Raw genomic sequence first — 26057 nt, 5'->3', positions numbered from 1 at the left:
CGTTGTGGTAATTGTCCCCCACCCCTCTGACCTGCGACTCCTCCCCATACCGTCTCTTGAACGGCCCGTTACGCCAGGCGGCGCCGTACAGAATGAAAGGACCGCAGAGTAGATCGCGCGCGAGGCCGGTGGGAGCATGGAGAAATGACCGAGCGCATCATCGGGATCGGCGCAGGGGCGAAGGAACTGGCCACCGAGGACATGGTCCTCAACATCGGCCCCCAGCACCCCTCCACCCACGGCGTGCTCCGGCTGCGGCTCACGCTCGACGGCGAGCGGATCTCCAGCGCCGAGCCCATCATCGGCTACATGCACCGCGGCGCGGAGAAGCTGTTCGAGGTCCGCGACTACCGGCAGATCATCATGCTGGCCAACCGGCACGACTGGCTGTCCGGGTTCGCCAACGAGCTCGGCGTGGTGCTGGCCGCCGAGCGGCTGCTGGGCATGGAGGTCCCGGTCAGGGCGGTGTGGGCGCGTACGCTGCTGGCCGAGCTCAACCGGGTGCTCAACCACCTGATGTTCCTCGGCTCCTACCCGCTGGAGCTGGGCGCGATCACCCCGCTCTTCTACGCCTTCGACGAGCGCGAGCGCATCCAGGCCGTCATGGAGGAGATCTCCGGCGGGCGCATGCACTACATGTTCAACCGCGTCGGCGGGCTCAAGGAAGAACTGCCGCTCGGCTGGCTGGACCGCGTCGCCGAGACCGTCGCGATGACCCGCCGCAAGGTCCCCGACATCGAGGGCCTCATCCTCAACAACGAGATCTTCATCGCGCGCACCAAGGGCGTCGGCGTGCTCGACCGCGACACGATCATGCAGTACGGCGTGAGCGGCCCCATAGCCAGAGCCTCCGGCGTCGACATGGACCTGCGGCGCGACCAGCCGTACCTGGCCTACCCCGAACTCCCGGTCAAGGTCGTCACGCGCACCGCGGGAGACTCCTACGCCCGCTTCGAGGTCCTGCTCGACCAGGTGAAGGTCTCCCTCGACCTGGCCGAAGCCTGCGTCGACAAGCTGCGCTCGCTGCCGCCTGGCCCGATCAACCAGCGCCTGCCCAAGGTGCTGAAGGTGCCCGAGGGCCACACCTACGCCTGGACCGAGAACCCGCTCGGCATCAACGGCTACTACCTGGTCTCCAAGGGTGACAAGACGCCGTGGCGGATGAAGCTGCGCTCCGCCTCCTTCAGCAACATCCAGGTGCTGCGCGAGACCCTGCCCGGTCACCTGGTGGCCGACATGGTGGCGATCTTGGGATCCATGTTCTTCGTCGTGGGTGACATCGACAAGTGAAACGCGATAAATACGTCGACTGGCTACGCGCACTGAGCCTGATCGTCGTCGTGGTGTGGCACTGGGCGTTCACCATCCTGGAATGGACTCCCGAGGGGCCCTCGCCGACCAGCCCGCTCGGCTTCACCACCGGGTTGTGGATCCTCACCTGGCTGCTACAGGTGCTGCCGCTGTTCTTCTACGTCGGCGGGCACGTCCACCTGCTGTCCTGGAACCGGGCGTGCGATCGGGGCGTGGGCATCGGCGCCTTCGTCTGGCGGCGGCTGCGCGCGCTGGCGCTGCCCGCGATCGGGCTGTCGGCGGCGTGGATCGCGATCGGGGCCGTCGCCACCTCGGTGTTCGACGCCCCGGCCTGGACGTGGCGGGTCGTGCTGCTGGTCCTGAGCCCGCTGTGGTTCCTCGGGGTCTACCTCGTGCTGATCGCGCTGCTGCCGGTGGCCCTGTGGCTGCACCGGCGCTACGACGTGCTCGCCCTCATCTGGCTGGGCGGGGCGGCGCTGGTCGTCGACGTGCTCCGGTTCCGCTACGACATGGAGTGGGTCGGCTGGTTCAACATGATCATCGTGTGGGGGCTGGCGCACCAGGCCGGCTTCTTCTACGACCGCGTGGTCGCCCTGCCCCGCCGCTACGACATCGGCGTGCTGTGGACCGGACTGTTCATGCTGATCGGCCTCGTCTACTCCGGCGTCTACCCGGGCTCGATGGTCGGCGTACCCGGCGAGAAGTGGTCCAACATGGCGCCGCCGACCTTCGTCATCGTCGCCCTGCTCATCTTCCAGATCGGCCTGGTCGAGGTGCTGCGGCCGGAGATGGAGCGGGTGCTGGAGAAGCCGGCCTGGAAGCGGGTCAACGACACCATCAACCGGTTCGCGCTGCCGCTGTTCCTGTTCCACACCACCGGAATGGCGATCGCGCTGGGGATCGGGTGGTGGTTGTTCGGGACGCTGGGCGGCACCATCCCGCCGGACCTGACGTGGTGGCTGGAACGCCCCCTGGCCGTCCTGGGTCCCCTGATCTGCACCCTCCCGGTCATCTACCTGTTCGGCCGGCCCCGCCGTAACGTCGAACAAGTGCCGGACAAGCGCTGACCCGCTACCTGGGGCTCTGACGTTCCGCGTCGGGGTCCTTGGGGATGCGGCAGGAGTGTTCGAGGAAGAGCGCCGCCCCGATCAGCACGACGAAGGCCAGGAACGAGCCCGTGGCGACGAAGAACTCCGCCCGCGGCGTCTCCCGGGTCAGCATCGACATCGTGTGCAGCGAGAACCCGGCGAAGATCCCGGCGAACACCGCCCCCACGTACGCGGAAGCCTTGGCCAGCGCCGCCAGCCGGGCCACCGCCAGCGGCTCCACCGGCTTGGTGCCGGGCTTGCGGGCGATCCGCGCCCGCGTCATCCACGCGCTGTAGCCCTCGCCGACGGCCAGCAGCAACACCGTCGGGATCGCGGTCCACGGGATCACCGGCAGGTCGGAGTAGACCTGCCGCACCACCACCCAGGTGAGCAGGGCGAGCACGACGACGATCCCGACCAGCACGCCGGGCTTCGTGGGTCTCAAGCCGGCCCCTGCAGCTTCAGGTCCTCGCGCGGCCACACCCCGGTCCGGTCGAGCCCGGCCAGCAGGTCGGCCACCCGCCCCCGGCCGGGGATCTCGCCGTCGGGATCGACCTGCGCCCACGGCACCAGCACGAACGCCCGCTCGTGCGCCCTCGGATGCGGCAGCGTCAGCTCGGGGTCGTCGCTGATCACCGCGCCGACCACGAGCAGGTCCACGTCGAGCGTGCGCGCGCCCCACCGCTCCTCACGCACCCGGCCGAAGGCGTTCTCGACGCTCTGCGCCCGGTCGAGCAGCATCTGCGGCTGCAGCTTCGTCTCCGCGATCACCACCGCGTTCAGGTACGGCTTCTGCCCCGCCGGCCCGCCCACCGGATCGGTCTCATACACCGGCGAGGCCGCCACGAACTCCAGCCCCGGCGCGTCGAACAGCGTGTCGACCGCGCCCTGCAACGTCTGGAAACGCTGCCCGAGATTGCTGCCGAGGGCGATCACCACTTTCATCGCCGGCTCCGTTCGATCGTGACCACGACGTCGTCGAAGGGCAGCGGGATCGGCGCCGCCGGCTTGTGCACGCTCACCTCGGTCCGTTCCACGAGCTCGGAGGCCAGGCAGACATCCGCCAGCCGCTGGGCCAGCGTCTCGATCAGCTCGACCGGCTCGCCCTCGACGACCTTGACCAGCGCCTCGGCCAGTTCGCCGTAGTGGACGGTTTTGGTGAGGTCGTCCCCGGCCGCCGCCGGGGCGGTGTCGAGGAACAGCGTCACGTCGAGCACGAACTCCTGGCCCAGCTCGCGCTCCGCGGGCAGCACCCCGTGGCGGCCCCGGGCGCGCAGGCCCTTCAGCGTGATGCGGTCAGCGGTCAAGCTCGCCCTCTTCCTCGTCGTCCTCGCCCTGCAGCACCGGTGAGCCGTGGTGCATCCACAACCGCCAGCCCTGCGGCGTACGCAGGTAGACGTTGCTCGCCACGACCTTCCCCGCCGCGAAGCTGGCCTCGCCTTCCTCGCCCGCGGTCAGGATGTTCTCCACGCAGGTCAGGACCGCCACGTCGCCCAGCACGACGGTGCTCACGTCCGTGAGCACGAACTGGATGTAGGTGGTGTTCGCCATGATCAACGCCCAGGACCGCAGCACCTCGGACCGCCCGGCCAGCAGCGACCAGCCCGGATGCACGCAGCTCACCTGGTCGCTGATCGTGTCCTCGGCCCAGATCTCGGTCATCTTGTCGAGATCGGCGTTCTCGATGGCGGTGTAGAAGGCCTGGTTGACCGTCTCGATGGCCGCGGTGTCGACGCTCATCCTTCGACTCTCTTCCATGCGGCGGCCACACGCACGGCGTCCGCGTTGGGCCCTACCTCGTGCACCCGCACGCACCACGCCCCCGCCCGCGCGGCCAGCGCCGTCACCGCCAGGGTGGCGTCGTCGCTCCTGCTGAACGGCCGCGGCGTCCCGTCGGCGTCGGCCAGCAACCGCCCCAGGAACCGTTTGCGCGAAGCCCCCACCAGCAACGGATAACCCAGCTCGGCCAGCCGTTCGATGCCCGCCAGGACCGCCCAGTTGTGCTCGGCGTTCTTCGCGAACCCCAGCCCGGGATCGAGCACCACCTGCTCGGCCGAGACCCCCTCGGCCAGCACGTAGTCGACCCGCTTGGCCAGTTCTTCGGCCACCTCGGTGACCACGTCCTCGTAGACGGCCCGGTTGTCCATGTCGTGGGAGTGCCCGCGCCAGTGCATGACCACGTACGGCACGCCGGTGGCGGCCACGACCTGCGGCATGTCCGGATCGGCCAGCCCGCCGCTCACGTCGTTGACCAGCCGCGCGCCCGCCTCGACGGCCGCCTTGGCGACCTCGGCCCGCATGGTGTCCACGCTGACCGCGACGCCCTCGCCGGCCAGCGCCCGGATCACCGGAACCACCCTGGCCAGTTCCTCGTCCAACGACACCCGAGCCGCCCCGGGCCGGGTCGACTCGCCACCCACGTCCACAAGATCGGCGCCCTCGGCCACGAGCTCAAGCCCATGCCGGATCGCCGCCGCCTCGTCGAACCACAGCCCGCCGTCGGAGAAGGAGTCGGGCGTGACGTTGACGACACCCATGACAAGGCACCGATCCTCGGCAGGCAGTCCCGGCACCCTCATCATGCCCCCAAGCCTAGGCGGTGGTGGTTCCCTCTCGATGCCGTGGGTGGCACTTTGCCGCTCTCTGTTACGGCGCAGCCAGCGTAACGCCCCCACTCCCATCCCGCCCCTCCACCCCGAACCCGGCCCAAGAGTTACGGCTGCGCCAAGGGCACGCCACCCGCCGTCGCCCCTTCCGGCCTTCCAGGGGAACGGTCGTCCACCTCACGGCTGTCCCGCCGTATCGCCCGCATCCTGGGCGGGCGGGGAGGTACTCCCGAGGCGCCGCGGCGGCGGGAGGGGGGACGGCGGTGGCCGGCGCCGATGTGCGGTGGCCGGGGTGGGCTCGCGTGCCCGGCCGGCAGGGCGGTCGTCGCGGCGGGAGACCCGTGAGGTGGACGACCGTTTCCCTGGAGGGCCGGAAGGGGCGACGGCGGGTGGGGTGCCGTTGGCCCGCCGTAACTCTGAGGGCGTGATTCAAGCCCGAACGAGCTCAAGAAGGTGATGGAGGATCAGCGGCCGATGATGAGGCTCATGGCCTCGGCGCGGGTTTTGTCGCTGGTGCGGAAGCTGCCGCGGACCGCTGAGGTGAGGGTTTTGGCGCCCGGCTTGCGGACCCCCCGCATCGTCATGCACAGGTGTTCCGCCTCGATGACCACGATCACCCCGCGCGGCTCCAGCACGCGCATCAGGGCGTCGGCGATCTGGGAGGTCATGCGTTCCTGGACCTGCGGGCGGCGCGCGTAGACGTCGACCAGGCGGGCCAGCTTGGACAGGCCCGTGACCTGGCCCTTGTCGTTGGGGATGTAGCCGACGTGGGCCACCCCGTGGAAGGGGACGAGGTGGTGTTCGCAGGTGGAGTACACCTCGATGTCACGCACCAGGATCATCTCGTCGTGGTCGACGTCGAAGACCTTGGTGAGGACGTCCTCCGGCTGCTGGCGCAGGCCGGAGAACTGCTCCGCGTACGCCCGGGCGACCCGGGAGGGGGTGTCGAGAAGGCCGTCGCGGTCGGGGTCCTCACCGATGGCGATGAGGATCTCCCTGACGGCCTTCTCGATCCGTGCCTGATCTACGCTCACGCACTGTCCCCGGACGGCAGGGCGTCCTGGTGCCCCGCGGTGAGCGAGCCGTTGGCCGACTGCTCCTTCGGCGTCAGGATGGGCGGGCGGTCCGAGGGGAGCCGCTTGCCGTAGCCCGCATAGGACGGGCGGTGCTCCTTGACGACGACCGGCTGGAAGATCTGCAGCACCATGTCGCGGGAGAGGGTCTCCTTCTCCATGAGCTCCAGCACCAGGTTGTCGAGCACGTCGCGGTACTCGACCAGGATGTCCCACGCCTGGTCGTGCGCCGTCTCGATCATCCGGCGGACTTCCTCGTCGATCGTGGAGGCGATCTTCTCGGAGTAGTCGCGCTCGTGGCCCATCTCGCGGCCCAGGAACACCTCGGCCTGACCGCTGCCGAACTTGCGTGCCCCGAGCTGCTCGCTCATGCCGTACTCGGTGACCATGCGGCGGGCGACGGCGGTGGCCTTCTCGATGTCGTTGGAGGCGCCGGTGGTGGGCTCGTGGAAGACGAGCTCCTCCGCCGCGCGGCCGCCGAGCAGCATCGCCAGCTGGTCCATCATCTCCGAGCGCGTGGCGAGGAACTTGTCCTCCATCGGCAGCGTCATCGTGTAGCCGAGGGCGCGGCCGCGGGAGAGAATCGTGATCTTGTGCACGGGGTCGCTGTTGGGCAACGCGTGCGCCACGAGCGCGTGACCGCCCTCGTGGTAGGCGATCATCTTCTTCTCCTTGTCGGACATCACCCGCGTCTTGCGCTCCGGGCCTGCCATGACACGGTCGATGGACTCCTCAAGGGTGTCCATCGTGATCAGCTTCTGGTCGGCGCGCGCGGTGAGCAGCGCCGCCTCGTTGATCACGTTCGCGAGGTCCGCACCGGTGAATCCAGGGGTACGGCGGGCGATGACGTCGAGGTCGACCTCCGGCGCGAACGGCTTGCCACGGCCGTGGACCTTGAGGATGCCCTTGCGGCCCTCCAGGTCGGGACGGTCGACGGTGACCTGCCGGTCGAACCGGCCGGGGCGCAGCAGCGCCGGGTCGAGGATGTCGGGCCGGTTCGTGGCGGCGATGAGGATCACGCCGCCCTTCACGTCGAAGCCGTCCATCTCGACGAGGAGCTGGTTCAGCGTCTGCTCGCGCTCGTCGTGACCGCCGCCCAGTCCGGCGCCGCGGTGGCGGCCGACGGCGTCGATCTCGTCGATGAAGATGATCGCCGGGGCGTTGGCCTTCGCCTGCTCGAACAGGTCGCGCACGCGGGAGGCGCCGACGCCGACGAACATCTCGACGAAGTCGGAACCGGAGATCGAGTAGAAGGGCACTCCGGCCTCACCGGCCACCGCGCGGGCCAGCAGGGTCTTGCCGGTGCCGGGCGGGCCGTACAGGAGCACGCCCTTGGGGATCTTCGCGCCGATCGCCTGGAACTTGGCCGGGGCCTGCAGGAACTCCTTGATCTCCTGGAGCTCCTCGATGGCCTCGTCGGCGCCCGCGACGTCGGCGAACGTCGTCTTGGGGGTGTCCTTGGTGATCAGCTTGGCCTTGGACTTGCCGAAGCTCATCACCCGGGAGCCGCCGCCCTGCATCTGGTTCATGATGAACAGGAAGATCAGCACGATGATGACGATCGGCAGGAAGCTCACCAGCAGGCCGACGAGGAAGTTCTCCTGCGGCACCTCGGTGGTGAAGCTCTTCGTCTTACCCGCGCCCACCTGCTTGTTCAGCTCTTCGGTGAGTGTCGGGCCGTAGCCGGTGACCCAGTCAGACTGGATCATGTTCGTCGGGGCGTCGCCCGGCTTGACGGTGATCTTGTTGTGGAGGGTCAGCTCGATCCGCTGGTCCTTGTCAACAATCTTCGCGTTGCTGACGTTGCCGGTGCGGATCTGCTCGAGGACCGTGGACGTGTCGGCCTGCTTGAAGTTGCCACCGCCGCTCCACAGCTGGGTGACGAGCAGGAGCAGCACGACGATGCCCAGGATCCACAGCAGTGGCCCACGTGTAAATCGCTTGAGATCCATCCGATGCGGAACCCCTTGCGGGCCCGTCCCTTCCTGACCATGGCCTGGAACCCCGGGCAGAGCCCGGGGCCGCGGCATCCGACACCGCGACTACTGACTACCCGAAGGGGGACACGCGGTCACCCTCCCGTCGTCAGAAGGTACACCGGACAACGCGCGGTGGCACCGCCCGCTAGACCGGCCTTGCCCTACCAACGTACGTCAGGTAGAGCGATGTTCCCGGTCCCTGCGTGCAATGTCGGAAATGCCTACGTGTAGACATGCGGCGCCAACGTGCCGATGAACGGCAGGTTGCGGTACTTCTCCGCGTAGTCGAGCCCGTAGCCGATGACGAATTCATTGGGGATGTCGAAACCGACATACTTCACATCAATCGGCACCTTCACCGCGTCCGGCTTGCGCAGCGCCGTACAGACCTCCAGCGAGGCCGGGTTGCGGGACTTCAGGTTCTCCAGCAGCCAGTGGAGGGTCAGGCCGGAGTCGATGATGTCCTCCACGATCAGCACGTGGCGGCCCATGATGTCGTTGTCCAGGTCTTTCAGCACCCGGACCACGCCCGACGACTTGGTGCCGGCGCCGTAGGAGGACACCGCCATCCAGTCCATCTGCACCGGCGTGTGCAGGGCTCTGGCCAGGTCGGCCATGACCATGACCGCCCCCTTCAGCACGCCCACGAGCAGCAGGTCCTGGCCCGCGTAGTCGTCGTCGATCCGGCCGGCCAGCTCTTTGATCTTGGCCTGGAGCTCGTCCTCGGGGATGAGGACTTTCTCGAGGTCGTGGCCCATGTCGGCTGCGTCCACCTGCGAGTTCCTTACGGGATGGGACTGATGGCGAGTATCAGGGTGCCATACCGCCGCACGGCGGTCAGACCCCCGGGCAGGTCAACGCCCTTCTGCCCGCGCCACTCGGTGACCAGCCGCTCCACCGCGTGCACGTGAACCGCCGAAAGCGCCCCCGACGGCACCCCCGCGTCGATCGCCGCCCGCTTGATCACCCGCCGCCTGACGGCGCCGGGAAGACCCTCCAGCTCCGGTACGGCCAGCGTCACCTTCCCCGGGATATCGCTTAGAGCGCAATCCGCGAACGCCTTTTCCGCCCATTCGTTAAGCGCATCGGCATCGTCGCGAGCCAGCCTCGCCGTCCGCGCCAGCGCCTCAGCCACTCCAGGGCCCAGTTCACTCTCCAGCACCGGCAGCACCGTCCTGCGCACCCGCACCCTCGTGAACCGGTGTTCCTCGTTGTGCGGATCCGCCCAGACCTCCAGCCCGAGCTGTCCGCATGCGGCCACCGTCGTCTTCCTTCCCAGCTCCAGGAACGGCCGCCGATACAGCCCCTGTACCCCCGCCATCCCCGACAACGACCGCAACCCGCTCCCCCGCGCCAGCCCCAGCAACACGGTCTCCGCCTGGTCGTCCCGCGTGTGCCCCAGCAGCACGGCCTTCGCGCCGAGCCGTCCGGCCGCGCCGTCCAGCGCCTCGTACCGCGCCCGCCTGGCCGCCGCCTCCGGCCCTCCCTCGCTGCCGACCACCACGGTCAGCACCTCCGCCGGATCCAGACCGAACGGCATCCCGGCCACCTTGGCCGCCCGCTCGCCGGAACCCTCCTGCAGACCGTGATCCACCGTCACCAGGCCCGCCCGCAGGCCCATCCTGGGAGCGGTGAAGGCGAGGGCGGCGGCCAGGGCCAGCGAGTCGGCGCCGCCGCTGCAGGCGACCAGCACCAGGTCGCCCTGGGCCAGATCACCCAGGGCTTGTCTCACGGCTCGCCGTACGTCGGCCACGGCAGGATGCGGCCCCACACCCCCATTCTCCCCACCCCACCCACCCCGGCTCCCCTCCATCCACCCCACCCCACCCTCCCCATCGACCCAGTGCCCTTCCATCCACCCCACCCCGAACCACCACCGCCTCCCCGGCGGCATCTCCACCCGCCTCGGCACCCTTCCATCCGCCCTCGGCACCCCCACCTCCCTCGACTCCCTCCATCCGCCCCCAGCACCCTCCCCACCCGGTGCCTTCGACCCGCCCACCCCCCAACCAGCACAACCTCCCCACCCGCCTCGGCTGCCCTCCATCCGCCCTCGGCATCCACCCACCCACTCCAGTGCCCTTCCATCCACCCCGCCCCCAACCACCACCGCCGCCTCGACGCCCTCCTCACCCGCGTCTGCTCTCCTCCTCCGGCCCGGCGCCCTCCCCGCCCATCCCGAACCGCCACCCCTCGACGCCGCCCACCCTTTGTCCCGGGCGGCTCGCATCCGCCGGCGTGAAATTTCGCCTGATCGCCCGATTGGCCCGCGCTAGGTTCTTGGCATGGTCATGTTCACCTGCAGCCGGTGTGGGACGGCGGTGACTCGGGATCTGGCGGAGACCGGCTATCCGCCCGCCCGCAATCCGCCTCCACGTGAACTTCACGAGGATGCCCCGCAGTTGATCCCGCGTGGCCGCTTCGCCATGGACCCCGAGCCCTTCGGTGTCCTGGTGCCCATCCCCGTCGTCGACCAGATGGCGTCGGACGAGGTGCGCGACACGATCCTGGTCAACGCCGACGATCTCATCGCGGTGGAACCCCATCCGAACATCGGGGAGATGGGCTCGGGGTGTTGCGGCTGGGATCCGCACGGCCCCAACGTGATCTGTGCGGCGTGTGGCCAAGGTGTCGCCGCCCTGGCGAACGACTGTGGCATGCCGTGGCACTGGGTGAGGCTCTTCCCCGACGCGGTGCTCGGCGCGCCTCCCCCTCGTTCACCGCAGCACCCGGAACGGCGTAAAGGTCGCCACTAGAGGTTCGGCTCTCCGCTCAGGTGCAGGTTCTCGCCGGTCAGGGGCGGCTGGCCGGAGCAATCGACGACGCCGGTCGCCAGGAGTACCGAGAAGCTCTGGACCGTGGGTGCTCCTGGACCGTGTTCTTCTTGTCCGGGGCGCGACCGTCCGGGCGCGGCTGGCTGGGCGCCGCCGTTCAAGCGCCGCTGGCCGGGTGCCGCAGTCCAGGCGGGCTGTCCAGATGCGGCGAGACCGTGTGTGTTCTGGGGAACGAGCTATGCGTCGTTGCCGCCGCGCAAGGAACGGATCATGCTCTGCAGGAGCCGGAACGCCTCTGACTGCTCGGGCTCGGTCATCCCGGCCAGCATTCGAACCTCGACGGACCGGACCGCCACGGTCGCCTCCTCCAGGCTCCGTCGGCCGCGAGGTGTGAGCCGCGTGGGCAGCGCCTTCCCCACGGGCGCCTCCGCGGGCCTGGTCACGTAGCCGTCTCGTTCCAGGGCTTGGAGCAGTACGTTCATCGTCTGCCGGGTCACGAACGCACCCCGCGCGAGCTCGGAGTTCGACAGGCCAGGTCGTTGGGCCAGCAGCTCGAGGCAGGAGTAGTGAGTCACGCTCATCCCGAGCGGCCGCAGCACCTCTTCCATGGCCGCCCGCAGGGCGCTGGACGCCTCCTTCAGCAGGTACCCGAGTGACTTGTCCAGGTCGATGCCGACGCCCTTTTGACTCATGTCAGGATTCTGACATACCTTGGCCGGTGTCAGAAAGCTGACACGCGAGGAAGGAACATCACCATGCCCGCCACCGGACCCGACTTCATCTCGCTCCAAGCACGCGACCTGGACGCTTCCCAGGCGTTCTACGAGCAGTACCTCAGCCTCGTCCGCTCACCGGCCGGACCGCCGCATGCCGTCGTCTTCGAGACGAAGCCGATCGCCTTCGCCCTGCGCGAGGTCATTCCCGGCACCGACCTCGCGTCGATTCCCCAGCCCGGCATCGGTGCCGCGATCTGGCTCCACGCCACCGACGTCCAGGCCATCCACGACGCCCTGGCGACCGACGGCCACACCATCGTCTCGGCCCCGATCGACGGCCCCTTCGGCCGAACCTTCGCCTTCGCCGACCCCGACGGATACCAGATCACCCTGCACGACCGCCCCTGACCGGCCACCGCCATGAGCCGGCCCGCCGAAGATCACTGGCTCTGGCTTCACGCCACCCTCGGCCCCACTGGCCTGACGACGCTATGACGGCACGATGGCCTCGGCTTCAACATCGCCGACCATCGGCATCCGGCCACCCGACCCCACCACTACAGGCCCCGCCACTACAGGCCCCGCCACCACCCGGGCTGCGGCACCCAACGGGCCCATCACTACCCAGGGTGTCGGGGACCCAACGGGCACATCACTACCTAGGGCAACCGGGACCCAACCGGTCCACCGCTGCCCGTGACCCTCGGCCCAACCGCCCACCACTCTTGACCACCGGGTCGGCACGCAACTCGCCAACCACGACTGGGCCCCGCTGACAACCCAACCGGCCCACAACTTGGGCCCGTCAGCACCTAACCGGCCCACCACCCCACCTGCAGGGTGGGCAGGAGCGTGCCCACCACCCAACCGGGCAACGGGCGGGAACCCCAAACCAACAGCCCGAGCGAAGCGAGGACCACCAGAAGTCGAGCTTCAGCTCGACCGGCTAGACGCGCGAAGCACCTTGCCTTTGGCAGGGCGCGCGAAGCACCTTGCCCTTAGAAGCACCTAGCCGTTAGGACTCCAGTGCCGGTTGGCCGATTACTCGGGCGATCCAGGCGTCCGGGTCGGCGATTTCGGCGATGGTCGGGAGGGTTTCCGGGGATGTCCACACCTTGTTGAAGCCATCCATCTCCACCTTGCCCACCACATGGCGGACGAAGGCGGAACCCTCCGCGTACTGCTTCATCTTCAGCTCGATCCCCAGCAGCCGTCGCACCGTCCTGTCCAGCTTGGACGTGCTCTCCCTGCGGGCGGCGAACTTGGCGCGGATGTCGGCCACCGACGGCACCACCGACGGGCCCACGGCGTCCATCACGTAGTCGCCATGGCCTTCGACCAGCGTCATCACCGCGGTCAGCCGGTCGAGGATCTCCTTCTGGGCCGGTGACTGGATGACGTCGATCAGGCTGCCGTCCCCGCCGCGTACCACGTCGGCGACCGTGTCGGCGGCGGTGCGCAGCCGTTCGAGGATCGTCGGCAGGTCGAGGTCGGAGGCGAGCAGGAACTCGGTCATCTGCGAGCGCACGTACTCCCGCAGCCACGGCACCCCGGTGAACTGCACCCGGTGGGTCTCCTCGTGCAGGCACACCCAGAGGCGGAAGTCGCGCGGGTGGACGTTCATCTCGCGCTCGGCGTGGACGATGTTGGGCGCGACCAGCGTCAGCCGTCCCGCGGCCTCCTGGCCGGTCGGGTCCGGCGGCAGGAACAGTTCGTACTGGCCCAGCACCCGCGAGGCCAGGAACGCCAGCACGGCGCCCACCTCGACGCCGGTGATGCGTGAGCCGACGGCGGTGACGATGGCGGGCGGCGGGTTGTCGCTGTTGCCCATGCGCTCGGTCAGCGGCTCCAGCACGACGCGGAAGCCCTCGACGTTGGCCCTGATCCAGCCCGGCCGGTCGACGATGGTCGCCGGCTGCGGGGGTGTCTCGGTGTGAATTTTGGTGAAGTCGCGCACGTGGCCCTCGGCCTCGCGGGAGAGCGTGCGCAGCTCTGTGACCGCCTGCCTGGCCTCCTCACGGCTCACCTGCGGCCCGGGGCGCACCAGGCGCGTGCCGGTCGATACGGCCAGTTCCCAGTCGATCACCTGCATGCCTCCACCGTACGTGGTCGGAGCCCTGCCCGCGACGGCCTCGCGTCAGGATCGGGCGACGATGGCGGCGAGGCGGTCCAGGACGGGCTCGGCGGTCACGGGCACCTGGTCGGCCAGGAAGGCGAAGGTGACCAGCCGCCCGTCCTTGGTGGTGGCGAAGCCGGCGAGCGTGTTGACGTTGTTGAGCGTGCCGGTCTTGGCGCGGACGAGCCCGGCTTGTCCCTTGCTGTCGGAGCCGGAGAAGCGCCGGCCGTTGCCCAGCGTGCCGCTGAACCCGGCGATCGGCATGCCGGAGGCGACCGCGTGCAGTTCGGGGTGCTTCGGTGAGCCCGCCAGCGCCACGAGCCTGGCGAGGCCGTCGGCGCTGATGCGGTTCTTGGTGGACAGGCCGCTGCCGTCGTAGACCTGGATGCCGCGTGCGGCGTCCAGTCTCTTGAGTACGGCCAGCACCGCCCTCCCCCCGCCCTCGAAGGAGGCCGGTTGCCCTTCCTTGAGCGCGACCTGCCTGGCCAGCGCCTCGGACAGGTCGTTGTCGCTGTAGGTCAGCGCGTGCTCGACCAGCGCGTACACGGGCGGCGAGTCGACCCTGCCGAGTTCGGTCGCGCCCTGCCCGGCCTTGGCGGGGGCGATGCCCTTGGAGACGGCGACGCCGTACCTGGAAAGGAGCTTGGCGAAGGCGGCGGCGGCGAACTGCGGCGGGTTGGCGACGCGGGGCTGGTTTCGGGCGGGGTTCTGGCGGCCCTCGTCGATGGCCAGCGCGTGCACGGGCGCGGCGTGGCCGTCGGGGATGTAGCTGGGCTTCCAGCCGGGGCCGACGGGCGAGCCGGTGTAGAGGGAGGAGTCGTAGCCGAGCGTGACCTTCTTCACGCCCTGTTCCTTCAGCTTGGCCGCGGTGCGGGAGGCGAGGACGGCCAGCGAGGCGGGCTTGGGGTAGCTGGTGGGCTTGGCGGATGGGCCGGCCAGCATGGGGTCGCCGCCGCCGACGAGCACGATCGAGCCGGACGCCTTGCCCTGGACGACGCGGGTGGAGAAACGGGTGTCGGGTCCGAGCGAGGCGAGGGCGGCCACCGAGGTGACGATCTTGGTGGTGGAGGCGGGCACGATGCCGGTGTCGGCGTTGGCGGCGAAGATGCGCTGGCCGGTCGTGGCGTCCAGAACGGCGGCGCCGACACGTTTCCCGAGCGCGTTGTCACCCAGCGCATCGGTGAGCTGTTGCGTCAAAGTACCCTTAGTCGGGAGAGGTCCGTCTCCACCCGAGGCCAGCACAGGTCCAGCGGTGATCACCGGGACGGAAGGAGACGCGGTCGGCTGATCGGCTGGGTGCGGGGCCTGCCTCGTCAGGGCCGCCAGGCTGAAGTCGTTCTGCACCGCGTAGACGCCGGTGGCGATCGTCGTGGCCTGGAGCAGGACGAGAGTGGCCATCGCCACCCAACGCTCGCGCCGTGCCACGTCGCCTGTCCTCTCTCCTGTAGTTCGCTTACGAGACATTAACGCCCAGCCGGGGGTGCCCGGGGGGCTTGAGCGGAGGAACGCGGTGGAGTTCGACGTTGTCGTTGAGATTCCCAAGGGGCAACGGAACAAGTACGAAGTGGACCACGAGACCGGGAAGATCCGGCTTGACCGGCTCCTGTTCACCTCCACGCAGTACCCCGCAGACTACGGCTTCATCGAGAACACCCTCGGTGAGGACGGCGACCCCCTCGACGCGCTGGTGCTGCTGCAGGAGCCGACGTTCCCCGGCTGCTACATCACCTGCCGCGCCGTGGGCATGTTCCGCATGACCGACGAGAAGGGCGGCGACGACAAGGTGCTGTGCGTGCCCGCCACCGACCCCAGGATGGAGCACATCCGCGACATCCATCACGTGCCCGAGTTCGACCGGCTGGAGATCCAGCACTTCTTCGAGGTCTACAAGGACCTGGAGCCCGGCAAGTCGGTGGAGGGCGCCAACTGGGTGGGCCGCCTGGAGGCCGAGGCCGAGATCGAGCGCTCCTTCCAGCGGCTCAAGGACCAGGGCCACCACTGACGGCTCTCACCTGGGACGGGTGGCGCCCACGAGGTCCCGGCGCCACATGGAGGCGATCCTGACGACGTCACCCGTCTGCGGGGCGTGCACCATGAGGCCGCGGCCGATGTACATGCCCACGTGGTGGATGTCGCCGGGGTCACTGGTGATGCGGCCGAAGAACAGCAGGTCGCCGCGGCGGAGCTGGCGTAGCGGGATGTGGGGGCCCGAGGTCCACTGGGTTCCCGTCCAGTGGTCGATCCTGACACCGGCCCGCTCCCACGCCCGCATGGTCAGTCCCGAGCAGTCGTAGCTGCCCGGCCCGTCGGCCGCCCACACGTACGGCTTGCCGAGCTGCGTCAGCGCCCAGTTGGCGGCGATGTCCCCGTTCGTGGACCCGGGCCCGGACACCGGGATCGCCCCGGCGCTGAAGCTGGTGCGCTCGTAGGCGGCGGCGCGTTCCCTGGCCAGCCGGTCGGCGAGGCTGCGGGCGGCGTCGACCTGGTCCTGCAGCTTCTTCTTGGTGGCCAGCAACGTCTTGGTCTCGCGCGTCTGCTCGGCGAGCGCCTCCTGCGCCGCGACCTTGGCCTCAGCGGCGCGCTCCATGGCGTCCTGCTGCTCGGTGTGGGCGTCGTCGGCCTGCTCGCGCAGGATCTCGGCCACGCTCTCCGCGGCCCGCAGGCGGTCGAGGACGAGCGTGCGCTCGCCGCCCATCTGCTCCAGCACCGAGGCCCGGTGCAGGAACCCGTCGCCGCTGTCCGCGATCATGGTCAGCATGGGCCGCCCGAGGTCGAACCCGCCGTACGCCTGCGCGGCGATCGCCGCCACGTCGGCCCTGGCCGCCTCGGCCATCTTCTCGGCGTCCAGCAGCCGCGTGCGCGTGGCCGCCACGGCGGCCTTGGCCGCGGTGAGCTTGACCACTTCTCCGTTGTAGGCCTCGACCAGCCGTTCGGCGGCCGCGTCGAGCTCGTCGAGCCTGCCCTGCGCGGCCGCGAGCTTCGCGACCGCCGCTCCGAGCGCCTTGTTCTTGTCCCGTACGGCGTCGCGCGCCTCGGCCACGTCGTCGGCCGACGGATGCGGCTCGGCGTGGGCGGGCCGGCAAAGGGTGGCGATCAGGCAGGCGACCAGGAGTCCGGCTCTGACGGAGTGCATAGATCCCCCTCGCTCACGGTCACTCTATGCACACAGTTCCCGCTCGTCACTCATCGCACACATGAACCACACGCAACGTAGTCATCGCAGGCGAAACAGGCGTTCTATCCAGGGACGGACGCCAATAGGGGGAGGTTTCGCACCACGGGGATAGGTGAAGACGGGTGTCTGGCTTCCATACGCAGCGTGAAGTTCGGCGGCCTTGCACCAGTCGGCGCTGACCCGCGCGGCGGCCCAGGCGGCGGCGATGGCGGGGCGCGACTCCTGGTGCCGGTCGTAGGTCTGGAAGAGCGTCATCGTGGCGGCGGCGGCGAGGTGGCCGTCGCCCGGGTAGGCGGTTCCGGCGAGGTAGGGGGCGGTGACCCGGCCGCCGTGGGTGGTGTCCAGTGCCCAGGTCCAGTTGGCCAGCACGAGGCCGAGCACGGGATCGGGCACGGTGGCGGCGGCGCCGTACATGCGCTCCTGGCGGGCGCCGGTGAGGCGGCGGGAGGTCCAGAGCCAGTCGAGCTCGGCGGGCGGCTCGCCGTCGGCGAGCCAGGACAGGACGGCCAGGCCCCGCGCGGTCCGCAACCGGCACAGTTCGAGCAGGTCGCGCAGCATGCGGGGACCCGGGTCGAGCCAGGTGGGCCAGGCGACGCAGTGGCCCTTGCGGACCATCGCGGCGAGGTCGTCGCGGACCGCCAGCGGGCAGACGCGGCAGCCGAGGTGCGAGTCGTGGCGCAGCTCGAAGGCCGGCATCGCGCTCAGCTCGCGGCCGGTTCTGGGGCGGCGGTGGGGGTCTCGGAGGGCGGCGTGGCCGTGGGGGCGGGGGTCCGCGTCGGCGTCGGTGTCGCGGAGGCGGTGGGGGTGGGGGCGGGAGTGGGTTTGCGCGTCGGGGTGGGCGTCGGCGCGGGCGTGGTGGGGCAGGGCGTGCGGGTGGGACGGCCCTGCGGGTCCCGCGTGGGACGTCCACCGGGTACGCCGCCGGGGTCACCGGGCTCGCCGGGATCGGGCGCGGCCGGAGGCGTGACGCGCCCGGACGGGCTCGGCGCCGGCGAGGAGGGAGCCCGGGTCGCGGGCGGCGCGGTGGTGGGGTCGGCGGCGGGCCGGGTGGCCACGGGCGGTTCGCTGCCCTCGGGCATGCCGACGGGGCGGGTCGCGGCAATGTCGAGGATCGGTTCGACCTGGATCGCGGTGTCCTGCGGGTCGGGGGCCCAGGGCAGCCGGATGCCGGGCGGCTCGCCGGTGGCGGGGAAGGCGCCGGTGGCCAGGTCCGACAGGCCGCCGGTCGTGGTGCCGAACTGGTGGAAGACGATCCCGATCGCGACCACGGTTGCTACGGCCGCCAGCGCGCCAGCCAGCGCCTGAGGCCACTTACGAGCCTTCTTCTCCCCCGGGCCGGGAAAGCCGGCGGCGTCCAGGGCGCCCGAGCGCCTGGCGACGTAGCGGCGGTAGGGGACGAGTTCGGGATCGACGAAGCAGCTCATCACCCGGACCCGCAGCGACTCCGGCAGGATCACCGCCGGGAGCAGCTCGAACACCTTGGCGGCCGAGATCTGCCGGTTGCGGTGGGGGGCGCAGAGGTCGCAGTGGGCCACGTGGCGTACCAGGTGCCTGCGCATCTCCTCGGTGAGCTCGCCGGAGAAGCCGGCCAGGATGTCGGCGCGGCGCGGGCAGTCGTAGGGGCCCTTCCTGGCCAGGAACTCGGCGGTGATCGCGTCCCGCAGGCGCTCACGGGCCTCCTCCTCGGCGGTCTCGATCTGGCGGGGTGAGGCGGCGAGGACGGCGGCCAGGTCGGCGGCGGGCAGTCCGTGGCGGGTGCTCAGCTCCAGGAGTTCGCGGTCGCCCGGGGGCAGGCTCCGGACCGCGTTCCATGCCATGACCCGCAGGTCCGCGTCCTCGGGGTCGTCCGGCTCCGGAGCCTCGGTGAGCGCCTGCCCGTCGGCGGGGGCGGCCAGGCGGCGGCGGGCGCACTCGCCGCGGGCCAGCGCGTAGAGCCAGGGGCGCAGGCGCTCCGGCTCGGCCAGCGCGCCGATGTGCGCCTCCGCGGCGATGAGCGTGTCGCGCAACGCCACCTGGGCGCTGTCGGAGCTTTGGAGAAGGGACCAGCAGTATTGGTAGATGCCCTCGGCATACGTGTCGTAGAGCGCAGCCAGAGCACCCGGGTCGTCGGCGCGGAGAGCCTCGACCAGGACGCGGTCAGTCATGTTGCTGAAGGTAATGGATTGGTAACTAGTAGTTCTACCGATTCAGCGCTAATGACAGAATGGCCCGCCGATAAAAAGTCCGAATAAAAAGGAATTGTTGCGAAAGCGCCGCGCCCTGAGGGCGCGGCGGTTCACTCCTTGTCGTCCACGCCGGGCACAGTGCGCCCGCGGTCCACGGAGAACGGCTCGGTCGTCGGCATCACCGTGTGCACGGGCACCGCCCCCGCCAGCGCGAGCTCCTCGTACGGCCGGCCGGTCGACCCCCAGGTCCTCGCCACGACTTCGGTCTTCGCCACCTTCGCCCCCTCGGCCAGCCCCTCGACCGTGAGGATGAAGCGCGGCGGCGCCCCCGCCTTGACGTCGTCCACGAACGCGTATCCGCCGCCGACCAGCTTGCCCGCCGGGTCGCGCAGCAGCGCGTTGACCACCAGGCTGCTCGCGGGCAGCGCGTACGGGTTGTCCACGTACCCGGTGACCAGGTAGGTGCCGTCCTTCTGCTTCAGCGTCTGCACGCCGGAGACCGGGAAGGTGCGGAAGGCCGAGGCGATCCTCGCCGCCGGACGCCACTGGGCGGGGCGGTACTCGATGGTGACCTTGGCCGGCCGTTCCGCGGCGCTGGCCTGGCCGGCGAACGACAGCGTGCCGCCCGGCGGGACCGCGTCCAGCGGCTGGTCCATGCGCACGACCTCGGCGCCGGCGGCATCGCGGCCGATCACCGTGGCCACCACGTGCTCGCCGAAGTGCCAGGGGTTGGCGTTGGTGAGCACCCCGGCCCAGTTCACGGCGTAGCCGGAGGCGGTCTTGACGGTGCTGGACACCTGCTCCTTCAGCGCGAGCGGCTTGAGCTGGGCAGGCTGCTGCGCGTCTTCTGAGCACCCGGTCAAGAAGATCGCGCCGAGTGCGAGGACAGTGACGGTTCGGCTACGCAGGATCACTTTGCCGTGATAGCCGGTGCATGGGCACGTCATGCGTGAGACACGCGCATCGCGTACCCATTCTTTAACGTGGGCGCACCACCCGCGACTCATCCCACACCGGCTCAGGCGCCTCGTAAACGGTGCCGTCGGCGCCGAAGACCAGGTACCGGTCGAAGTCGGCGGCGAACCAGCGGTCGTGGGTGACCGCGAGCACCGTTCCCTCGAAGGCGTCCAGGCCGAGCTGCAACGCCTCGGCACTGGCCAGGTCGAGGTTGTCGGTGGGCTCGTCGAGCAGCAGCAGGGTCGCGCCGGACAGCTCCAGCAGCAGGATCTGCAGCCTGGCCTGCTGGCCGCCGGACAGCGTCTCGAAGCGCTGGTCGGCGATGAGCCCGGCCAGCTCGTAGCGGGCCAGGATCTTCATGGCCTCGTTCTTGAGCTTGGCGTGCTCGGTCATGACGATCTCGACCGAGGTGCGTCCGCGCAGGTCGGGGCGGGCGTGGGTCTGGGCGAACAGGCCGGGGACCACGCGCGCGCCGAGCCTCGCGACTCCGGTGTGGCGCACGTCCTCGCCGGAGATCAGGCGCAGGAAGTGGGACTTGCCCGAGCCGTTGGAGCCCAGGACGGCGACGCGCTCGCCGTACCAGATCTCGGTGGAGAACGGCTTCATCAGGCCGGTCAGCTCAAGCTCCTCGCAGATGACCGCCCGCTTGCCGGTGCGGCCGCCCTTGAGGCGCATGCGGATGTTCTGCTCGCTGGGGGTCTCCTCCGGCGGGCCCGCATCCTCGAACCTGCGCAGCCGCGTCTGGGCGGCGTGGTAGGCGGGGGCCATGCCGTCGTTGTAGCGCGCCTTGTTCTTGAGCATGTTGACCAGGGCTTTGAGCTTGGCGTGCTCTTCGTCCCAGCGGCGGCGCAGCTCTTCGAGGCGTTCGTTGCGGGCGCGCCTGGCCTCGGCGTAGGTGGTGAAGCTGCCGCCGTGGATCCAGATGTTCCCGGACTCGACGGTCACGATGCGGTCGGCGGCGTTGGCCAGCAGTTGCCGGTCGTGGCTGACCAGCAGGACCGTCTTGGGCGTCTCCCTGAGCTGGCCCTCCAGCCACTCCTTGCCCGGCACGTCGAGGTAGTTGTCGGGCTCGTCGAGCAGCAGCGTCTGGTCGGGCCCGCGCAGCAGCGCCTCCAGCACGAGCCGTTTCTGCTCGCCGCCGGACAGCGTGGCCACGTCCCGATATTTCACGTTGTCGTACGGCACGCCGAGCGCGGCCACCGTACACGTGTCCCAGAGCACCTCGATGTCGTAGCCACCGGCGTCGGTGTAGTCGGTGATGGCCTGGGCGTAGCGCAACTGGGTCTTCTCGTCCTCGCGCTCCATCATGGCCAGTTCGGCCCGCTCCAGCTTGGCCGCGGCCTCCCGCACCGCCGGGGGCGCGACGCTCAGCAGCAAATCGTGCACGGTCGAGCCGTCGCGCACGCTGCCGATGAACTGGCGCATCACGCCGAGCCCGCCGGAACTGGCCACGCTCCCCTCGACCGGCTGCAGGTCGCCCGCGACCAGCCGCATCAGCGTCGTCTTGCCGGCCCCGTTCGGCCCGACCAGCGCCGCCTTGACCCCGTCGGGGATCCTGAAGGACACGTCGTTCAGCAGCGGCCGCCCGTCCGGCAGCACATACGTCAGGTGTCCGACCTCGACGTGACCCATAGCGGATTCCCCTCCCCGGTTCCTCGCGCAGGCTATCTGCCGGGGACTGATCGGGTCATCCGGGTTTTCGGGGCTAGACAATAAGTCATCTAATGACTAGAACTGTAGTCGGCTCACCTCCTCCCCCCTGGATGTGTGATGAAGCGTCTGCGCCTGGTCTTAGTCCCGTTCCTACTCGCGCTCCTGCTGCCTCAGCAGGCCATGGCCGCCGAGGCCAACTGCGCGCCCGAGTTCCGCGGCTCGTCGGTCAACTCCCGGCTGACCAGCCTGTTCAGCAACTACGGCAACGACAACTCCCGGTTCGACGACTGGACGGGGGCCGACGGCACCTACTCCGTCCGCCTGCCCAGCGGCAAGGAGCTCTGGGTCTTCTCCGACACCTTCCTCGGCCAGGTCAACCCGGACGGCTCCCGGCCGCCGGTGGTCGAGGAGGGCGGCACGACCGTGTTCCTCAACAACACCTTCGCGCTGGAGCGCGACGGACGGCTGCGCACGATCTACGGCGGCCGCCCCGGCAAGCCCGCCGCGGTGATGCCGCCCCACGACAAGAACCACTGGTTCTGGGCCGGTGACGTGACGCTGGCCGGCGGCCTCGTCGAGGTCACCTACCAGGAGTACGAGCGCTTCGGCACCGGCGCCTGGGACTGGCGCTGGCACCGCAACGTCGTGGCCCGCTTCCCGCAGGGGCGCATGGAGCGCCCGATCAGCGTCCACGACCTGCCCTCGGGCAACGGCGTGGCCTGGGCGTCCGGCATCCTCAAGGACGACGGTTACACCTACGTCTACGGCGTCGAGGACAAGGGCGCGACCAAGTACATGCACCAGGCCAGGGTGCGCGGTCAGAGCCTGCTGGGCCGCTGGGAGTTCCGCACCGCCGCCGGCACCTGGTCGCCGTCCGAGCGGGACTCGGCCCGCGTGATGGCGGGCGTGGCCAACGAGTACAGCGTGACCAAGGTCGGCGACGGCTACGTCCTGATCACCCACGACACCACCGAGGCGCTCAGCGCCAAGATCGTGGCCTACTCGTCCTGCTCGCCGACCGGGCCGTTCACCGGCAAGCAGGTCCTCTACACCACCCCCGAGACCAACGGGAACATCTTCACCTACAACGCCCACGCCCACCCCGGCGTGACCGGTGACGGCCTCGTGGTCTCCTACAACGTCAACAGCTTCGTCAACACCGACCACTACCGCGACGTGTCGATCTACCGCCCGCGGTTCATCGACGTGAGGTTCGGTTGAGGCGTAACTGGGCCGCCCGTCTACGTCGCCTGACCCTTGACGGCATGGACGCGGTGACGCTGGAGAACGAGCTTCTCCGCGTCACCGTCCTGCCGGGCAAGGGCGGCGACGTCGTCGAGTTCCTGCACAAGCCGACCGACACCGACTTCGTCTGGCTCTCTCCCCAGGGCCTGCGCGCCCCGGCCGGGCACCTCCAGGGCGCGGCCGACGACGTGGCCCAGTTCGTCGACCACTACGAGGGCGGCTGGCAGGAGGTCTTCCCCAGCGGCGGCGCGCCCAGCCTCTACCGGGGCGCCCGCCTGGCCCAGCACGGTGAGGTGTCGGGGCTGCCGTGGGAGTGCGCGGTCGTGGCCGACACTCCCGAGATGGTCTCGGTACGGCTGAGCGTGCGCACCCGGCGCCTGCCGTACCGGCTGGAAAGGACGCTCACGCTCGCGGCCGGATCGCCCGCGCTGGAGGTCGAGGGCCGCGCGGCCAACGACAGCGGCCTGCCCCTGCACGCGATGTGGGGCCAGCACCTCGTGTACGGCGCGCCGTTCCTCAGGCCGGGCCACCGGATCAGGCTGCCCGGCGGCGTGCGGGTCGTGCCGCACGAGGAGGCGATCAACCCGGCGGGCCGCAGGGTCGCGCCGGGCGGGCCCTGGGAGTGGCCGCTGGTGCCCGCCTATGGCGGCGGCACGACCGACCTCGGCGTGGTGCAGCCGCCCGGCTCGCCGAGCGAGATGCTGTACCTGACCGGCTTCAGGGAAGGCTGGTACGAGATCGCGGGTGAGATCGGCCTGCGGGTGGAATGGGATGCCGAGATGCTGCCGTATCTGTGGATGTGGCAGGAGTTCGGCGCCTCGGTGGACTATCCCTGGTGGGGCCGGGCCTACGTGCTCGGGCTGGAGCCGTTCGCGGGCATGCCGACCGACGGGCTGGCGGCGGCCGTGGGCAACGGCTCGGCGATGGCGCTGGGACCGTACGAGAGCAAGGTGTTGAGATGGCGCGCGGAGGTGCTGGCATGAGCCATGGCGACGGGAGCGATGTCGGCGGGGGCGATGTCGGCGGGAAGGTGGCGCTGGTCACCGGCGGTTCCACGGGCATCGGCCGCGCGGTCGTCGACCGGCTGGTCGCCGGCGGGGCCTCGGTGGTCTTCTGCGGCCTGGGCGAGGGCGTGCCGTTCGAGGGCGAGCGGGTGACCGGGGTGGCCGCCGACGTGCGCGACGCCGGGCAGATGCGCGAGCTGGCCGAGCTGGCCGTCTCCCGCCACGGCGGGCTGGACATCGTGGTCACCTGCGCGGGCGTGCAGCGCTACGGCACCGTCGAGGACACCCCGCAGGAGACCTGGGACGAGGTCATGGACGTCAACGTCAAGGGCGTCTACCTCGTCTGCCAGGCGGCGCTCCCCCACCTGCGCGCCCGCGGCGGCGGGTCAATCGTCGTGGTCGCCTCCGTCCAGTCGTTCGCCGCGCAGACGCGGGTCGCCGCCTACTCCACCAGCAAGGCCGCCCTGCTCGGCCTGACCAGGTCGATGGCGCTCGACCACGCCGCCGACGGCGTCAGGGCCAACGTGGTCTGCCCCGGCTCGGTGGACACGCCCATGCTGCGCTGGGCCGCGGACCTGTGGCGGGGCGAGCGCACGCAGGAGGAGATGGTGGCCGAGTGGGGCCGCTCGCACCCGCTCGGCCGCGTGGCCAGGCCGGAGGAGGTGGCCGAGATGGTGGCGTTCCTGGCCAGTGACCGGGCCTCGTTCGTCACCGGCTCCGAGCACCGCGTGGACGGCGGCCTGCTGGCCGGCATACCGGTCGCGCTACCCGAGTGAGCCCCTGACGAAGGCGGCCAGGTCGGCGGACTGACGCAGCCGGCTCGGCTCGTGGACGTACATCATGTGGCCGGCCTCGTAGTACTTGAACTCCACGTTGCCGCCCAGTTCGCGCGGGACGCGGAGCTGGGCGAAGGTGTGCTCGGCGGCGAAGTACGGCGTCGCGCCGTCGTGGTAGCCGCAGGCCACGTGGACGCGCAGGTGGTGGTTGTCGCGCATGGCCGCGGCCAGCCTGTCCGCCGCGTGCACGTGGGCACCCTCGAACTCCTTGTACGACCACGGCTGCACCCGGTCGGTGAGGAACTCGTAGGGCAGGTCGCTGGTGTAGCCCAGCTCGGCGCGCACGTAGTGGTTGAGGGCGGCGCTGTAGGGCCCGATGATCGCGCTCATGCTGGGGTCGCGGTCGAAGTGCTCGCGCCCGCCGTCCTCGTCCCAGCCGGTGAAGCGGCCGTCGAGGCGGCCCACGATCGTACGCCGCGAGCGCAGCAGCTCGGTGAAGAAGCGGATGTGCTCCAAACGCAGGTCGACCCGGTCCACGTAGTCGGCGCCGAGGCCGGTGAGCGCGGCGACCTTGGTGACGGCGGCGGCGCGTTCCCCGGCGGTGAGGCGGTTGCCGCGCGACAGGGCCCACGGGTAGTCGCGGGAGGCGTACTCCTCGGCCTCGCGCAGCACCTCGGCCAGCGGGCGCTCGCCGTGCAGGCCGTGGTAGTGGGCGATGGCCGCGTACGTGGGCAGGTAGAGGGCGTAGGCCAGGTCGTTGCCCGGGTTGAACTCGCCGGTGATGAAGTCGAGCACCGAGGAGATGAGCATGACCCCGTTGAGGTACATGCCGTAGCGGGTCTGCAGGTGGTCGGCGAGCGCGGCGGCCCTGAGCGTGCCGTAGGACTCCCCGGCCAGGAACTTGGGCGACATCCACCGCCCGTTGCGCGTGGTCCAGAGCCGGATGATCTCCCCCACCGACTCCACGTCGCCGGAGAAGCCGTGGTAGGCGCCGGGCTCGCGGCCCTCCGCCGCCCGGGAGAAACCGGTGGAGACCGGGTCGATGAACACCAGGTCGCTCTCGTTGAGCAGCGTCTCGGCGTTGTCGGCCAGCCCGTACGGCGGAGGCAGCAGCGCCCCGGCGTCACCCATGATCACCCGGCGCGGCCCGAGCACCCCGAGATGCAGCCACACGCTCGACGACCCGGGACCGCCGTTGAAGGCGAAGGTGACGGGACGCGTCAGAGGGTCGGCGCCGTCGAGCGTGTAGGCGGTGACGAACATCTCGGCCCTGGCCTGATGTCCGTCGAAGGCGCCGTCGGTGAACCTCTCCTCCCGCAGCACCATGGTCCCGGTCCTGGCCGTGTACGGCTGGCCGGTGGTGAGCGTGTGCAAGGTGGTGACCAGGTTGTCGGCGGGAGTCGTGTGCGTCATGGGGAT

General features: G+C 70.1%; 26 protein-coding genes. 8 read left to right on the top strand and 18 right to left on the bottom strand.

The genetic code is table 11. The features are described 5' to 3' along the window. The first annotated feature begins 144 nt into the window (after positions 1-144). Entirely contained in the window at positions 145-1290 is a 1146-nt protein-coding gene (locus ACIBEJ_RS42910; RefSeq protein ID WP_397188719.1) for an NADH-quinone oxidoreductase subunit D, read from the top strand. Further along, the gene (locus ACIBEJ_RS42905) at positions 1287-2378 is read left to right on the top strand and encodes an acyltransferase (protein ID WP_397188718.1); all 1092 of its coding nucleotides are present in this window, start codon (positions 1287-1289) and stop codon (positions 2376-2378) included. The genes ACIBEJ_RS42910 and ACIBEJ_RS42905 overlap by 4 nt, the downstream gene beginning before the upstream one ends. Positions 2379-2382: 4 nt before the next feature. Here ACIBEJ_RS42905 and ACIBEJ_RS42900 read toward each other — a convergent pair whose 3' ends face one another. The 9 genes from ACIBEJ_RS42900 to tilS form a co-directional block, all read right to left on the bottom strand. Then, complete coding sequence (locus tag ACIBEJ_RS42900) at positions 2383-2844, bottom strand: DUF3180 domain-containing protein (RefSeq protein WP_397188717.1); 462 nt, start codon at positions 2842-2844, stop codon at positions 2383-2385. Beyond that, the gene (folK, locus tag ACIBEJ_RS42895) at positions 2841-3344 is read right to left on the bottom strand and encodes a 2-amino-4-hydroxy-6-hydroxymethyldihydropteridine diphosphokinase (protein WP_397188716.1); all 504 of its coding nucleotides are present in this window, start codon (positions 3342-3344) and stop codon (positions 2841-2843) included. The genes ACIBEJ_RS42900 and folK overlap by 4 nt, the downstream gene beginning before the upstream one ends. Beyond that, the gene (gene folB / locus ACIBEJ_RS42890) at positions 3341-3706 is read right to left on the bottom strand and encodes a dihydroneopterin aldolase (RefSeq protein ID WP_397188715.1); all 366 of its coding nucleotides are present in this window, start codon (positions 3704-3706) and stop codon (positions 3341-3343) included. The genes folK and folB overlap by 4 nt, the downstream gene beginning before the upstream one ends. After that, complete coding sequence (locus ACIBEJ_RS42885) at positions 3696-4139, bottom strand: nuclear transport factor 2 family protein (protein ID WP_397188714.1); 444 nt, start codon at positions 4137-4139, stop codon at positions 3696-3698. The genes folB and ACIBEJ_RS42885 overlap by 11 nt, the downstream gene beginning before the upstream one ends. Beyond that, positions 4136-4936, bottom strand: a complete 801-nt coding sequence (gene folP, locus ACIBEJ_RS42880; RefSeq protein WP_397188912.1) for a dihydropteroate synthase — start codon at positions 4934-4936, stop codon at positions 4136-4138. Before folP ends, ACIBEJ_RS42885 begins: the two co-directional genes overlap by 4 nt. A 533-nt stretch (positions 4937-5469) precedes the next feature. Beyond that, the gene (gene folE / locus ACIBEJ_RS42875; protein WP_397188713.1) at positions 5470-6039 is read right to left on the bottom strand and encodes a GTP cyclohydrolase I FolE; all 570 of its coding nucleotides are present in this window, start codon (positions 6037-6039) and stop codon (positions 5470-5472) included. Further along, positions 6036-8030 carry an ATP-dependent zinc metalloprotease FtsH gene (ftsH, locus tag ACIBEJ_RS42870; protein ID WP_397188712.1) on the bottom strand — a complete coding sequence of 665 codons (1995 nt, stop codon included), beginning with the start codon at positions 8028-8030 and terminating at the stop codon, positions 6036-6038. The genes folE and ftsH overlap by 4 nt, the downstream gene beginning before the upstream one ends. 248 nt (positions 8031-8278) lie before the next feature. After that, complete coding sequence (gene hpt / locus ACIBEJ_RS42865) at positions 8279-8830, bottom strand: hypoxanthine phosphoribosyltransferase (protein WP_397188711.1); 552 nt, start codon at positions 8828-8830, stop codon at positions 8279-8281. An 11-nt stretch (positions 8831-8841) separates the two neighbouring features. Beyond that, entirely contained in the window at positions 8842-9828 is a 987-nt protein-coding gene (tilS, locus tag ACIBEJ_RS42860) for a tRNA lysidine(34) synthetase TilS (RefSeq protein WP_397188710.1), read from the bottom strand. A 514-nt stretch (positions 9829-10342) separates the two neighbouring features. On the opposite strand from tilS, the gene ACIBEJ_RS42855 reads away from it, so the two are divergent. Beyond that, positions 10343-10813, top strand: a complete 471-nt coding sequence (locus ACIBEJ_RS42855) for a hypothetical protein (RefSeq protein WP_397188709.1) — start codon at positions 10343-10345, stop codon at positions 10811-10813. A 254-nt stretch (positions 10814-11067) separates the two neighbouring features. Here the strand turns inward: ACIBEJ_RS42855 and ACIBEJ_RS42850 are convergent, their stop codons facing one another. After that, complete coding sequence (locus ACIBEJ_RS42850; RefSeq protein WP_397188708.1) at positions 11068-11523, bottom strand: MarR family winged helix-turn-helix transcriptional regulator; 456 nt, start codon at positions 11521-11523, stop codon at positions 11068-11070. A 63-nt stretch (positions 11524-11586) separates the two neighbouring features. Between ACIBEJ_RS42850 and ACIBEJ_RS42845 the strand changes: the two genes are divergently transcribed. Continuing rightward, positions 11587-11955, top strand: coding sequence for a VOC family protein (locus tag ACIBEJ_RS42845; protein ID WP_397188707.1), 369 nt, complete (start codon positions 11587-11589; stop codon positions 11953-11955). 607 nt (positions 11956-12562) lie between these two features. Here ACIBEJ_RS42845 and ACIBEJ_RS42840 read toward each other — a convergent pair. Continuing rightward, on the bottom strand, positions 12563-13639 hold the full coding sequence (locus ACIBEJ_RS42840) for a zinc-dependent metalloprotease (protein ID WP_397188706.1): 1077 nt from the start codon (positions 13637-13639) through the stop codon (positions 12563-12565). A 45-nt stretch (positions 13640-13684) separates the two neighbouring features. Further along, entirely contained in the window at positions 13685-15061 is a 1377-nt protein-coding gene (gene dacB, locus ACIBEJ_RS42835) for a D-alanyl-D-alanine carboxypeptidase/D-alanyl-D-alanine-endopeptidase (RefSeq protein ID WP_397188705.1), read from the bottom strand. Positions 15062-15173: 112 nt separating this feature from the next. Between dacB and ACIBEJ_RS42830 the strand changes: the two genes are divergently transcribed. Next, positions 15174-15665 carry an inorganic diphosphatase gene (locus ACIBEJ_RS42830; RefSeq protein WP_397188704.1) on the top strand — a complete coding sequence of 164 codons (492 nt, stop codon included), beginning with the start codon at positions 15174-15176 and terminating at the stop codon, positions 15663-15665. 6 nt (positions 15666-15671) lie between these two features. Here the strand turns inward: ACIBEJ_RS42830 and ACIBEJ_RS42825 are convergent, their stop codons facing one another. From ACIBEJ_RS42825 to ACIBEJ_RS42805, 5 genes are all read right to left on the bottom strand, one after another. Further along, positions 15672-16796, bottom strand: a complete 1125-nt coding sequence (locus ACIBEJ_RS42825) for an NlpC/P60 family protein (protein WP_397188703.1) — start codon at positions 16794-16796, stop codon at positions 15672-15674. Positions 16797-16877: 81 nt separating this feature from the next. After that, on the bottom strand, positions 16878-17534 hold the full coding sequence (locus ACIBEJ_RS42820) for a hypothetical protein (protein ID WP_397188702.1): 657 nt from the start codon (positions 17532-17534) through the stop codon (positions 16878-16880). A gap of 5 nt (positions 17535-17539) precedes the next feature. Further along, positions 17540-18982 carry an RNA polymerase sigma factor gene (locus ACIBEJ_RS42815; RefSeq protein WP_397188701.1) on the bottom strand — a complete coding sequence of 481 codons (1443 nt, stop codon included), beginning with the start codon at positions 18980-18982 and terminating at the stop codon, positions 17540-17542. Positions 18983-19113: 131 nt separating this feature from the next. Then, the gene (locus tag ACIBEJ_RS42810) at positions 19114-19917 is read right to left on the bottom strand and encodes a hypothetical protein (RefSeq protein WP_397188700.1); all 804 of its coding nucleotides are present in this window, start codon (positions 19915-19917) and stop codon (positions 19114-19116) included. Between the two features lie 64 nt (positions 19918-19981). Beyond that, complete coding sequence (locus ACIBEJ_RS42805) at positions 19982-21592, bottom strand: ABC-F family ATP-binding cassette domain-containing protein (RefSeq protein WP_397188699.1); 1611 nt, start codon at positions 21590-21592, stop codon at positions 19982-19984. Between the two features lie 138 nt (positions 21593-21730). Here ACIBEJ_RS42805 and ACIBEJ_RS42800 point away from each other — a divergent pair, with 138 nt between their 5' ends. From ACIBEJ_RS42800 to ACIBEJ_RS42790, 3 genes are read left to right on the top strand one after another with little or no spacing between them, the layout of a single operon-like run. Further along, positions 21731-22834, top strand: coding sequence for a DUF4185 domain-containing protein (locus ACIBEJ_RS42800; protein WP_397188698.1), 1104 nt, complete (start codon positions 21731-21733; stop codon positions 22832-22834). A gap of 44 nt (positions 22835-22878) precedes the next feature. Next, positions 22879-23841 carry a DUF4432 family protein gene (locus ACIBEJ_RS42795; protein ID WP_397188697.1) on the top strand — a complete coding sequence of 321 codons (963 nt, stop codon included), beginning with the start codon at positions 22879-22881 and terminating at the stop codon, positions 23839-23841. Continuing rightward, the gene (locus ACIBEJ_RS42790; protein WP_397188696.1) at positions 23838-24638 is read left to right on the top strand and encodes an SDR family NAD(P)-dependent oxidoreductase; all 801 of its coding nucleotides are present in this window, start codon (positions 23838-23840) and stop codon (positions 24636-24638) included. Before ACIBEJ_RS42795 ends, ACIBEJ_RS42790 begins: the two co-directional genes overlap by 4 nt. Here the strand turns inward: ACIBEJ_RS42790 and ACIBEJ_RS42785 are convergent. Then, positions 24627-26051: a S10 family peptidase gene (locus ACIBEJ_RS42785; RefSeq protein WP_397188695.1), complete on the bottom strand. Its 1425-nt coding sequence runs from the start codon at positions 26049-26051 to the stop codon at positions 24627-24629. The genes ACIBEJ_RS42790 and ACIBEJ_RS42785 overlap by 12 nt on opposite strands. Positions 26052-26057 lie beyond the last annotated feature (6 nt).

Origin of the sequence: Nonomuraea sp. NPDC050790 (assembly GCF_044456745.1) — a bacterium.
Taxonomy (GTDB): Bacteria; Actinomycetota; Actinomycetes; order Streptosporangiales; family Streptosporangiaceae; genus Nonomuraea.
The sequence above is the reverse complement of the archived record's forward strand: the minus strand, read 5'-3'. Positions and strand labels throughout refer to the sequence as shown.

Bases quoted from the DNA above. Each gene is read 5' to 3' on its own strand.
- ACIBEJ_RS42805 (WP_397188699.1), bottom strand. From the start codon at position 21,592: ATGGGTCACGTCGAGGTCGGACACCTGACGTATGTGCTGCCGGACGGG.
- ACIBEJ_RS42785 (WP_397188695.1), bottom strand. From the start codon at position 26,051: ATGACGCACACGACTCCCGCCGACAACCTGGTCACCACCTTGCACACG.
- ACIBEJ_RS42790 (WP_397188696.1), top strand. From the start codon at position 23,838: ATGAGCCATGGCGACGGGAGCGATGTCGGCGGGGGCGATGTCGGCGGG.
- folK (WP_397188716.1), bottom strand. From the start codon at position 3,344: ATGAAAGTGGTGATCGCCCTCGGCAGCAATCTCGGGCAGCGTTTCCAG.
- ACIBEJ_RS42815 (WP_397188701.1), bottom strand. From the start codon at position 18,982: ATGACTGACCGCGTCCTGGTCGAGGCTCTCCGCGCCGACGACCCGGGT.
- ACIBEJ_RS42845 (WP_397188707.1), top strand. From the start codon at position 11,587: ATGCCCGCCACCGGACCCGACTTCATCTCGCTCCAAGCACGCGACCTG.
- ACIBEJ_RS42910 (WP_397188719.1), top strand. From the start codon at position 145: ATGACCGAGCGCATCATCGGGATCGGCGCAGGGGCGAAGGAACTGGCC.
- ACIBEJ_RS42825 (WP_397188703.1), bottom strand. From the start codon at position 16,796: ATGCACTCCGTCAGAGCCGGACTCCTGGTCGCCTGCCTGATCGCCACC.
- ftsH (WP_397188712.1), bottom strand. From the start codon at position 8,030: ATGGATCTCAAGCGATTTACACGTGGGCCACTGCTGTGGATCCTGGGC.
- ACIBEJ_RS42885 (WP_397188714.1), bottom strand. From the start codon at position 4,139: ATGAGCGTCGACACCGCGGCCATCGAGACGGTCAACCAGGCCTTCTAC.
- ACIBEJ_RS42850 (WP_397188708.1), bottom strand. From the start codon at position 11,523: ATGAGTCAAAAGGGCGTCGGCATCGACCTGGACAAGTCACTCGGGTAC.
- folP (WP_397188912.1), bottom strand. From the start codon at position 4,936: ATGGGTGTCGTCAACGTCACGCCCGACTCCTTCTCCGACGGCGGGCTG.
- ACIBEJ_RS42795 (WP_397188697.1), top strand. From the start codon at position 22,879: ATGGACGCGGTGACGCTGGAGAACGAGCTTCTCCGCGTCACCGTCCTG.
- ACIBEJ_RS42840 (WP_397188706.1), bottom strand. From the start codon at position 13,639: ATGCAGGTGATCGACTGGGAACTGGCCGTATCGACCGGCACGCGCCTG.
- ACIBEJ_RS42800 (WP_397188698.1), top strand. From the start codon at position 21,731: ATGAAGCGTCTGCGCCTGGTCTTAGTCCCGTTCCTACTCGCGCTCCTG.
- ACIBEJ_RS42820 (WP_397188702.1), bottom strand. From the start codon at position 17,534: ATGCCGGCCTTCGAGCTGCGCCACGACTCGCACCTCGGCTGCCGCGTC.
- dacB (WP_397188705.1), bottom strand. From the start codon at position 15,061: ATGGCCACTCTCGTCCTGCTCCAGGCCACGACGATCGCCACCGGCGTC.
- ACIBEJ_RS42855 (WP_397188709.1), top strand. From the start codon at position 10,343: ATGGTCATGTTCACCTGCAGCCGGTGTGGGACGGCGGTGACTCGGGAT.